The following is an 11373-nucleotide window of genomic DNA, read 5'->3' as shown; positions in this document are numbered from 1 at the left end:
CTGATCCGGGGCGGCGGTTGTCGTCGGTGGGTGTGGTGGCTGAGGTTGAGTGGGATCGGTTGCAGGGGTGGGGTAATCGTTCGGTGTTGATGCGGCCGGTGGGTTCGGCGGTGTCGATTCCGGGGTTGTTTGCCCGGCAGGTGGGGCGGGCGCCGGGGGCGGTGGCGGTGTGTTGTGGTGGCCGTTCGTTGACCTATGGCGAGTTGGATGTGGCCTCGGACCGGTTGGCTGCGGTGTTGGTGGGTCGGGGTGTGGGCGCTGGTGATCGGGTGGCGTTGTTGTTTGACCGCTCGGTGGATGCGGTCGTGGCGATTTTGGCGGTGTTGAAGACCGGGGCGGCGTATGTGCCGTTGGATCCGGGTCATCCTGATGAGCGGATCGGGTTTGTGCTCGGTGATGCGGCGCCGGTGGTGGTGGTGACCACGGCGGGGTTGCGGTCGCGGTTGGGTGGTTCGGCGGTGCCGATCGTCGATGTCGATGTCGATGTCGATGTGGATGGTGTTGGGGTGGTGGGGGTTTCGGGTGCGGCGGTGCCTGATGCTGAGGGTGTGGCGTATTTGATTTATACGTCGGGTACCACCGGTGTGCCCAAGGGGGTGGCGGTCACTCATCGCAATGTGTGCCGGTTGTTGGAGGTTCTGGACGCTGAGGTGGAGCTGTCGGCGGGGCAGGTGTGGACGCAGTGTCATTCGTTGGCCTTCGATTTCTCGGTGTGGGAGATCTTTGGGGCGTTGTTGCGTGGTGGGCGTTTGGTGGTGGTGCCTGATGCGGTGGTGCGTTCGCCTGAGGATTTGCATGCGTTGTTGGTGAGCGAGCAGGTCAGTGTGTTGAGTCAGACGCCGTCGGCGTTTTATGCGTTGCAGGCCGCGGATGCGTTGCAGCCCGAGCGTGGTGGGCAGCTCAAGTTGGAGACGGTGGTTTTCGGCGGGGAGGCGTTGGAGCCGGGGCGTTTGCAGGTGTGGTTGGAGGCTCATCCGGGTCGGCCGCGGATGATCAATATGTATGGCATTACCGAGACGACGGTGCATGCGTCGTTCCGCGAGATCGTGGCCGGTGATGTGGACAGGGCGGTCAGTCCGATCGGGGTGCCGTTGGCTGATCTTGGTTTTTTTGTGTTGGACAAGTGGTTGCGTCCGGTGCCGGTGGGTGTGGTCGGGGAGTTGTATGTGGCCGGTGCGGGGTTGGCGTGTGGGTATGTGGGCCGCCCGGATTTGACGTCGTCGCGGTTTGTGGCGTGTCCGTTCGGGGGTGCGCACGCGCCGGGGCAGCGGATGTATCGCACCGGTGATGTGGTGCGTTGGGGTGCTGATGGGCAGTTGCAGTATGTGGGGCGTGCCGATGAGCAGGTCAAGATCCGTGGGTATCGCATCGAGTTGGGTGAGGTTCAGGCGGCGCTGGCCGCACTGAACGGTGTCGAGCAGGCGGCGGTGATCGCGCGCGAGGATCGTCCGGGACAAGCGTCTGGTGGGGTATGTCACCGGCAGGGTGGATCCGGGTGAGGCGCGCGCGAGAAGTTGCCGGTGTATATGGTGCCCGCGGCGGTGGTGGTGATCGAGGCGTTGCCGTTGACGGTCAACGGCAAGCTCGATACTCGGGCGTTGCCGGCCCCGGAATACCAAGAGGTTGACCATTATCGGGCTCCGGGCAATCCGACCGAGGAAATCCTGGCCGGTATCTACGCCCAGGTCCTGGGACTCCAACGCGTCGGCGTCGACGAATCCTTCTTCGAACTCGGCGGGGATTCATTGTCGGCGATGCGGTTGGTGGTCGCGGTCAACGCAAGCTTCGATGCCGGTCTTTCGGTGCGCGCCGTCTTCGACGCACCCTCGGTCGCCCAGCTGGCGACGCGAATCGGCGACGAGGCGGATCGGCTGGCGCCGCTCGTGGCGGCCCAGCGCCCGGCGGTCGTTCCGCTGTCGTTCGCTCAGAGCCGCTTGTGGTTCATCGACCAATTGCAGGGCCCTTCACCCGTTTACAACATCCCGGTCGTGTTGCGGCTGAGCGGCCAGCTCGATGGGGACGCGTTCGGGGCGGCACTGGCTGATGTCGTGGGCCGCCACGAGAGCCTGCGCACACTGTTCCCCGCGACCGAGGGGGTACCCGAGCAGTTGGTGGTGCCCGCCGATGAGGTCGACTTGGATTGGCAAATCACCGACGCCATCGGCTGGCCGCCAAGCCAACTGAGCGATGCCATCGAGCAGGTCGCGCGCCACCAGTTCGACCTGGCGACCGAAATCCCCTTGAAGGCAAGGCTTTTCCGGATCGCCGACAACGAACACGTGCTGGTCGCCGTCGTGCACCATATCGCCGCCGATGGCTGGTCGATCACTCCACTGGTGCGTGACCTCGGGGTGGCGTACACCGGACGGTGCGCGGCACGGATGCCGAGCTGGGATCCCTTGCCAGTGCAATACGTCGATTACACGTTGTGGCAGCGCGAGCAGCTCGGTGATCCCGACGATGACGGCAGCCCCATCGCCGCGCAGCTGGATTACTGGGAGGGCGCGCTGGCCGGCATGCCGGAGCGCCTCGAGCTTCCCACCGATCGGCCCTATCCGGCGGTTGCCGATCAGCGCGGCGCCGGCGTGGTGGTCGACTGGCCGGCCGAACTGCAGCAGGGGGTTGCCAGGGTGGCTCGCGAGCACGACGCGACCCCCTTCATGGTCGTCCAAGCGGCCCTGGCCCTGCTGTTGTCCACGATCAGCGCCAGTCCCGATGTGGCCGTGGGCTTTCCGATCGCGGGGCGGCGCGATCCCGCGCTTGACGAGCTGGTTGGGCTGTTCATCAACACATTGGTGTTGCGGGTCGAGGTGAGTGGGGACCCCACATTCGCCGAGCTGCTCGAGCAGGTGCGCCAGCGCAGCCTGGCTGCTTACGAGCATCAGGATGTGCCCTTCGAGGTGCTTGTCGAGCGGCTGAACCCCGCGCGAAGTCAGGCCCACCACCCGCTGGTCCAGGTGTTGTTGGCGTGGCAGAACAATCCGCCCGCCGAGTTGCGCCTGGGCGGTCTGCTCGCCACGTCGGTGCCGGTGGAAACGCGCACTGCCCGAATGGATTTGGCGTTTTCACTGGCCGAGCGATGGACCGAGGACGGTGTGCCCGCCGGAATCGGCGGCGAGGTGGAATTTCGTACCGACGTGTTCGACGCCGCCAGCATCGAGGCACTCATCGACCGGTTGCGGCGCACGGTGGAGGCGGTGACGGCCGCTCCGACCAGGCGGTTGTCATCGATCGATCTGCTCGACGCCACTGAGCGAGGCAGGCTCGACGCGCTGGGTAACCGGGCCATGCTGACCCGGCCGGTGACCACAGCGGCATCGGTACCAGAGTTGTTCGCCGCCCAGGTGGCGCGTGTGCCGGACGCGGTAGCAGTGACCTGTGAGGGTTCCTCGATGACCTACCGGGAGCTCGATGAGGCTTCGAATCGATTGGCGCACTTGCTGATTGACCGGGGAGCGGGTCCGGGCGAGTGTGTGGCGCTGCTGTTCTCCCGGTCCGCTGAGGCGATCGTGTCGATTGCGGCGGTCCTGAAAACGGGCGCGGCCTATCTGCCCATCGACCCCGCCCACCCAGACGCGCGCATCGGATTCATGGTGGCCGACGCGGCACCGATCGCGGCGATCACCACCACCGCGCTGATGGACCGGCTGCGCGAGCATGACTTGCCGGTCATCGATGTAAGCGACCCGATGATCGACACCCAGCCCAGCACCGCGTTGACGCCGCCTGCGCCGAACGAGGTGTCCCACCTCATCTACACCTCGGGCACGACGGGTGTTCCGAAGGGCGTCGCTGTCACCCATCGCAACATCACCCAGCTGCTGGGACGACTTGACGAGTACCTGCCGACCGCGGGGTCGTGGGCGCAGTGTCATTCCTACGGATTCGACTCGTCGATCTGGGAGACCTGGGGTCCGCTGCTGCATGGCGGCCGGGTGGTGGTGGTGCCGGAATCGGTGGCGGGATCGCCAGAAGATCTGCATGCGCTCCTGCTCGCCGAACGGGTCGACGTGTTGACCCGTACTCCGTCCGCGGTGGGGGCTCTGTCGCCGGATGGGCTGGAATCCATGGCGTTGGTGGTGGCCGGCGAGCCCTGTCCGCCCGAGGTGGTGGATCGGTGGGCGCCGGGGCGGGTGATGCTCAACGCCTACGGCCCTACCGAGACCACGATGGTGGTGTCGATCAGCGCGCCGCTGACTGCCGGGTCGGGCATGGTGCCGATCGGCGCGCCGGTTCCCGAGGCGGCGCTGTTCGTGTTGGACAAGTGGTTGCGACCGGTGCCGCCGGGCGTGGCCGGTGAGTTGTACGTGGCCGGTGCCGGGGTGGGTTGTGGGTACGTCGGCCGGGCAGGGCTGACGGCGTCGCGCTTCATGGCATGCCCGTTCGGAGCGCCGGGACAACGGATGTATCGCACCGGCGACCTGGTGTATTGGCGCGCCGATGGGCAGCTGCAGCATCTCGGGCGTGCCGACGAGCAGGTCAAGGTCCGCGGGTATCGCATCGAGTTGGGTGAGATCCAGGCGGCGCTGATCGCACTCGATGGGGTCGAGCAGGCGGCGGTGGTGACCCGCGAGGATCGCCCCGGTGACAAGCGTCTCGTGGGTTATCTCATCGGTTCGGCCGAACCGGCCCGAGTTCGTGCCGCGCTGGCCGAGCGGCTGCCGGCCTACATGGTGCCGGCGGCGGTGGTCGTGGTCGACGCGCTGCCGTTGACGCCGAACGGCAAGCTCGACACCCGGGCCCTTCCGGCGCCCGACTACCAGGACGACGAGGGCTATCGTGCGCCCGCTAATCCGGTCGAGGAGCTCCTCGTCGGCATCTATGCCCGGGTGCTCGGTCTGGAGCGGGTCGGAGTCGATGCCTCGTTCTTCGACCTGGGTGGGGACTCGTTGTCAGCGATGCGGGTCGTCGCCGCGATCAACACGACCCTGAACGCCGGTCTTGCCGTACGCGTTCTGTTCGAGGCTCCGACCGTGGCTCAGTTGGCAGTGCGGATCGGTGCCGATGGGGGAGCGCTTGAGCCGTTGGTCGCCGCCGAGCGCCCTGCGGTGGTTCCGTTGTCGTTCGCCCAGGGCCGGTTGTGGTTCATCGACCAGCTGCAGGGGCCTTCACCGGTCTACAACATCCCGGTGGCGTTACGGCTGAGTGGTCGGCCCGATGTGGACGCGCTCGGTGCGGCTCTGGCCGACGTGGTGAGCCGCCACGAGAGCCTGCGCACACTGTTCCCCGCAGTCGAGGGGTCACCTCAGCAGCTGGTGGTGCCCGCCGACGAGGCCGACTTCGGTTGGCAACTCACCGATGCCACCGGTTGGCCGGAAAGCCGGCTGAGTGAGGCCATCGGTGAGGTGGCGCGCCAACCGTTCAACCTGGCCAACGAAATCCCTTTGCGGGCAAGGCTTTTCCGCATCACTGAGGACGAGTACGTGCTGGTGGCGGTGGTGCACCATATCGCCGCCGACGGCTTGTCGGTCACTCCGCTGCTGCGGGATATGGGTATCGCCTACGCCAGTCGGTGTGCGGGCCAGGCGCCGGAGTGGGATCCGTTGCCGGTCCAGTACGTCGATTACACGCTCTGGCAGCGGGCGCAGTTCGGTGAGTTGCAGGATCCCGAGAGTCGCATCGGCGAGCAGCTGGCTTACTGGGAGGAAGCCCTGGCCGGTATGCCGGAGCGTCTCGACCTTCCCACCGATCGTCCCTATCCGCCTGTCGCGGATCAGCGCGGAGGCCGGGTGGAGCTGGAGTGGCCGGCCGAGCTGCAGGCGCGGATGCTCGAGGTGGCCCGCGAGCACAACGCGACGAGCTTCATGGTGATGCAGGCCGCTCTCGCGGTTCTGTTGTCGAACATCACCGCCAGCAGTGATGTGGCGGTGGGATTCCCGATCGCCGGACGCAGGGACCCCGCGCTGGATGAGTTGGTGGGCTTCTTCGTCAATACCTTGGTGCTGCGGTCGGATCTGACCCGTGACCCCACAGTGGCCGAGCTCCTCGCTCAGGTGCGGCAGCGCAGCCTGGCCGCCTATGAACACCAAGATGTGCCCTTCGAAGTGCTTGTCGACCGGCTCAACCCGACCCGATCGCTGACCCACCACCCCCTGGTTCAGGTGATGTTGTCGTGGCAGAACTGGCAGGACAACGACTCCGCCGACGGCCTACGTCTGGGTGATGTGGAGGTCGCACCGCTGCCGGTCGACACCCACACCGCCCGAACAGATCTGACGGTCGCCGTGGCCGAGCACTGGAGCGAGACCGGTGAGCCCGCGGGGATCAGCGGTGGGGTGGAATTCCGCACTGATGTGTTTGATGTGGCCGGTGTTGAGGTGTTGGTGGGGCGGTTGCGTCGGGTGTTGGAGGTGATGGTTGCTGATCCGGGGCGGCGGTTGTCGTCGGTGGGTGTGGTGGATGAGGTTGAGTGGGATCGGTTGCAGGGGTGGGGTAATCGTTCGGTGTTGATGCGGCCGGTGGGTTCGGCGGTGTCGATTCCGGGGTTGTTTGCCCGGCAGGTGGGGCGGGCGCCGGGGGCGGTGGCGGTGTGTTGTGGTGGCCGTTCGTTGACCTATGGCGAGTTGGATGTGGCCTCGGACCGGTTGGCTGCGGTGTTGGTGGGTCGGGGTGTGGGCGCTGGTGATCGGGTGGCGTTGTTGTTTGACCGCTCGGTGGATGCGGTCGTGGCGATTTTGGCGGTGTTGAAGACCGGCGGCGTATGTGCCGTTGGATCCGGGTCATCCGGATGAGCGGATCGGGTTTGTGCTCGGTGATGCGGCGCCGGTGGTGGTGGTGACCACGGCGGGGTTGCGGTCGCGGTTGGGTGGTTCGGCGGTGCCGATCGTCGATGTCGATGTCGATGTCGATGTGGATGGTGTTGGGGTGGTGGGGGTTTCGGGTGCGGCGGTGCCTGATGCTGAGGGTGTGGCGTATTTGATTTATACGTCGGGTACCACCGGTGTGCCCAGGGGTGGCGGTCACCATCGCAATGTGTGCCGGTTGTTGGAGGTTCTTGACGCTGAGGTGGAGCTGTCGGCGGGGCAGGTGTGGACGCAGTGTCATTCGTTGGCCTTCGATTTCTCGGTGTGGGAGATCTTTGGGGCGTTGTTGCGTGGTGGGCGTTTGGTGGTGGTGCCTGATGCGGTGGTGCGTTCGCCGGAGGATTTGCATGCGTTGTTGGTGAGCGAGCAGGTCAGTGTGTTGAGTCAGACGCCGTCGGCGTTTTATGCGTTGCAGGCCGCGGATGCGTTGCAGCCCGAGCGTGGTGGGCAGCTCAAGTTGGAGACGGTGGTTTTCGGCGGGGAGGCGTTGGAGCCGGGGCGTTTGGCGGTGTGGTTGGAGGCTCATCCGGGTCGGCCGCGGATGATCAATATGTATGGCATTACCGAGACGACGGTGCATGCGTCGTTCCGCGAGATCGTGGCCGGTGATGTGGACAGGGCGGTCAGTCCGATCGGGGTGCCGTTGGCTGATCTTGGTTTTTTTGTGTTGGACAAGTGGTTGCGTCCGGTGCCGGTGGGTGTGGTCGGGGAGTTGTATGTGGCCGGTGCGGGGTTGGCGTGTGGGTATGTGGGCCGCCCGGATTTGACGTCGTCGCGGTTTGTGGCGTGTCCGTTCGGGGGTGCGCACGCGCCGGGGCAGCGGATGTATCGCACCGGTGATGTGGTGCGTTGGGGTGCTGATGGGCAGTTGCAGTATGTCGGGCGTGCCGATGAGCAGGTCAAGATCCGTGGGTATCGCATCGAGTTGGGTGAGGTTCAGGCGGCGCTGGCCGCACTGAACGGTGTCGAGCAGGCGGCGGTGATCGCGCGCGAGGATCGTCCCGGGGACAAGCGTCTGGTGGGGTATGTCACCGGCAGGGTGGATCCGGGTGAGGCGCGCGCGCAGTTGGCCGAGAAGTTGCCGGTGTATATGGTGCCCGCGGCGGTGGTGGTGATCGAGGCGTTGCCGTTGACGGTCAACGGCAAGCTCGATACTCGGGCGTTGCCGGCCCCGGAATACCAAGAGGTTGACCATTATCGGGCCCCGGGCAATCCGACCGAGGAAATCCTGGCCGGTATCTACGCCCAGGTCCTGGGACTCCAACGCGTCGGCGTCGACGAATCCTTCTTCGAACTCGGCGGGGACAGCATTCTGTCGATGCAGGTGGTGGCCCGGGCCCGAGCGCTCGGCGTGGTCTGCCGGCCGCGCGATGTCTTCGTCGAGCAGACGGTGGCGAGACTGGCCAGGGTCTCACGGCAGGCCCCCTTCGCTCAGCAGATCCAGGCCGCATTCGGCATGGGTGGGCACTTCGAAGAGGGCGTGGAGAAGGTGGCGGCCACCCCGATCATGCGCTGGCTGTACGAAACTGACGGGGCGGTCGGTGAGTTCAATCAGACGGTCGTGCTGCAGGCTCCCGCCGGGGTGACCGAGGCCGACGTCGCAGTGCTGTTACAAGCGGTGATGGATCGGCATGCCATGCTGCGGGCGCGACTCGACACGGGGAACACGAGCAGCCGCTCAGCCCGTCGTGGCGGCGAAGGCTTGTCGCTCACGGTGCCCGAAGCGGGCTCGGTACATGCGGGCGGATACCTGCAAGCGGTCGAGACGCTTTCCGATGCGGCGGTGCTGGAGGCGCGATCGCGGCTCAATCCGGCCGCGGGGGCGATGCTGTCTGCGCTGTGGGTGACAACCACGAGCCGTTTGATACTGATCATCCACCATCTCGCTGTTGACGGGGTGTCATGGCGAATCCTGTTGGAGGACCTCAACGTCGCGTGGGTCCAGCATCGCAGCGGTCAGCCGGTGGTGCTGTCGGCGCCGGGTACATCGTTCGGCGCATGGTCCTCGCGACTGGCTGAGTACGCTCGTGATCCGCACGTGGTGGAGCTGGCAGAGGTATGGCAGCGGGTCGCTGCGGCGCCGGCGGTGTTGCCGACGGTGGAGCCTGGTGTGGACACCTATGCCACCGCCGGATTGTTGTCCGCGGAATTGGATGCCGAGACGTCACGAATGCTGCTGGGCGAGGTGCCTGCAGCGTTTCGCGCAGGCGTCCAGGACATTCTGTTGATCGCATTCGGTTTGGCGGTGGCCGAATTCCTCGGCACCGGTGCGGCGCCGGTCGCGATCGACGTCGAAGGTCATGGACGCCAAGAGGAATTGGGCGACGACGTGGACCTGTCGCGCACGGTGGGTTGGTTCACCACCAAGTACCCGGTGTCGTTGGCCGTGGGCGGGATCTCGTGGACGCAGGTAGTGGCCGGCGATGCGGCACTCGGTGCGGTGGTCAAAGAGGCCAAGGAACAACTGCGTGCGATGCCGGACGGGTTGACCTACGGCGTGCTGCGGTACTTGAACCCCGCAGTCGACTTGGGCGGATCGGAACCGTTGATCGGGTTCAACTACCTCGGTCGGCTGGGTGCTGCGGCCGGCGAACTCTCCGAAGACTTTTGGCGCATCAGCCCCGACGGTGGGCAGGCCGCCGGCCTCAGCCAGGCTGTCGACGTCACGCTCCCACACACCATCGAGCTCAACGCCAGCACAGCTGACACCGACTCGGGTCCGCACCTTCAGGCCAACTGGGCGTGGGCGCAATCGGCGGTGGAACGGGAGCAGGTCGCTGCGCTGAGCCGGTTGTGGTTCGAGGCGTTGGCGGGCATCTGTGCGCACGTGCGCCGCGGCGGGGGCGGGCTGAGTCCCTCCGACATCGCGCCGGCGCGGCTGAGCCAACAACAGATCGACGAACTGTGCCGGCAGTACCGGGTCGCCGACCTCCTACCCCTGACACCGCTGCAGCAGGGATTGCTTTTCCACGCCAGCGCCGCGCGTGGGTCCGGCGACGATGTGTATGCGGTGCAGCTGGACCTCACGCTGACCGGTCCGCTGGATCTGCACCGGCTGCGCGATGCGGTGCGCACGGTGATGAACCGTCATCCCAACCTGGCGGCGCGGTTCCTCGGCCGGTTCGACGAGCCGGTGCAAATCATCCCCGCCGAAACCGAGCCGCCCTGGCGGGTGGTCGACCTGAGCTCCGGCGTCCTCGATGTCGAGGAGCAGATCCAGCAGCTGAGCGCCGCCGAGCGCGCCGCGGTATGCGATCTCGCTGACCCGCCGGCATTCCGGGTCATGGTGGTTCGCACCGGGGCAGATCGTCACCGACTTGTGCTCACCAACCATCACATCTTGATGGACGGCTGGTCGTTACAGATCGTCCTGCAGGAGATCTTCGCCGGCTACTACGGCGCTCGTCTGCCCGCACCCGTGTCGTACCGGAAGTTCGCCGGGTGGTTGGCGGACCGGGATCGAGGTGCTGCCGAGACCGTATGGCGCGAAGAGTTGGCCGGGTTCGACACGCCCACACTGGTCGGGACGCCGGATCTGTACGGGCCGGTGCGGCGCGACACGAGATCGATTCACGTGTCTGAAGAGATGACGGAGGCGCTTCGTGAGCTCGCGCGTTCGCAGCACACCACCGTCAACACCGTGCTGCAAGCCGCCTTCGCGCAGCTGCTGTTCTCGTTGACCGGCCAACACGACGTCGTCTTCGGCACCGTCGTCTCCGGCAGGCCGGCAGAGGTGGTCGGCGCCGACTCGATGGTGGGGCTGTTGATCAACACGATTCCCGTGCGCGCAAAGTTCACGCAGGACACCACCGTCGCGACGCTGCTGAAGCAGCTGCAAAGCGCCCACAACCGCACCCTCGAGCATCAACATCTGGGGCTTACCGACATACACCGCCTGACCGGTTTGAAGGCGCTCTTCGACACCGTTTTCGTATACGAGAACTACCCGACGGAGACCGACGCGTCGGGCAGCGTCGGCGAGCTGGTCATCACTGAGCCCGCGAACCGCGACTACTACCACTACCCGCTCACGATCCAGGCCGCGCCCGGCCGCGAACTGTACGTTCGCCTGCAGTTCCGCACGGATGTCTTCGACGACGCCGGCGTCGACGCGCTGATCGAGCGGTTCGAGCAGGTGTTGGCGACCATGACCGCGGACCCCGCACAGCAGTTGCCGGTGGGCGAGCCGCTGGCATGGGGCATTCGGGAGAGGTCTGAGGCCGCAGTCGCGCCCGAAGCCGCAGTCGCACAAGGCGACACCGGTCCTCAACGTCATCGCGAGCCGGACCCGGAGACCGAGCAGATCTTGTCAGGCATTTGGTCTGACGTGTTGGGCGTGGATCTCGTCGACGTCGACGTGTCGTTCTTCGAACTGGGTGGAGATTCGCTCGCCGCAATGCGGGCGATCGCCGCGATCAACGACGCGTTTGGCATCGACATGGCGGTGACCGCGCTTGTCGCGGCGCCAACGATCAGAGGTCTAGGTGAGCAGATCCGGGATTCGAAGGCCCCGGGGCTTGCGGCGCCGGCGCAATCGCCTTCGGCTCGTGACGCGGGAAGCGGCTAGTTA

General features: G+C 66.1%; 1 pseudogene. It reads left to right on the top strand.

What is annotated here, in order from left to right:
- The first annotated feature begins 89 nt into the window (after positions 1-89).
- Positions 90-11370: pseudogene (locus G6N36_RS29780) on the top strand (amino acid adenylation domain-containing protein).
- The last annotated feature ends 3 nt before the right edge of the window (positions 11371-11373 follow it).

This window comes from Mycolicibacterium gadium, from assembly GCF_010728925.1.
GTDB classification, from domain to species: domain Bacteria; phylum Actinomycetota; class Actinomycetes; order Mycobacteriales; family Mycobacteriaceae; genus Mycobacterium; species Mycobacterium gadium.
This window is presented reverse-complemented; position numbering and strand designations above follow the sequence as displayed.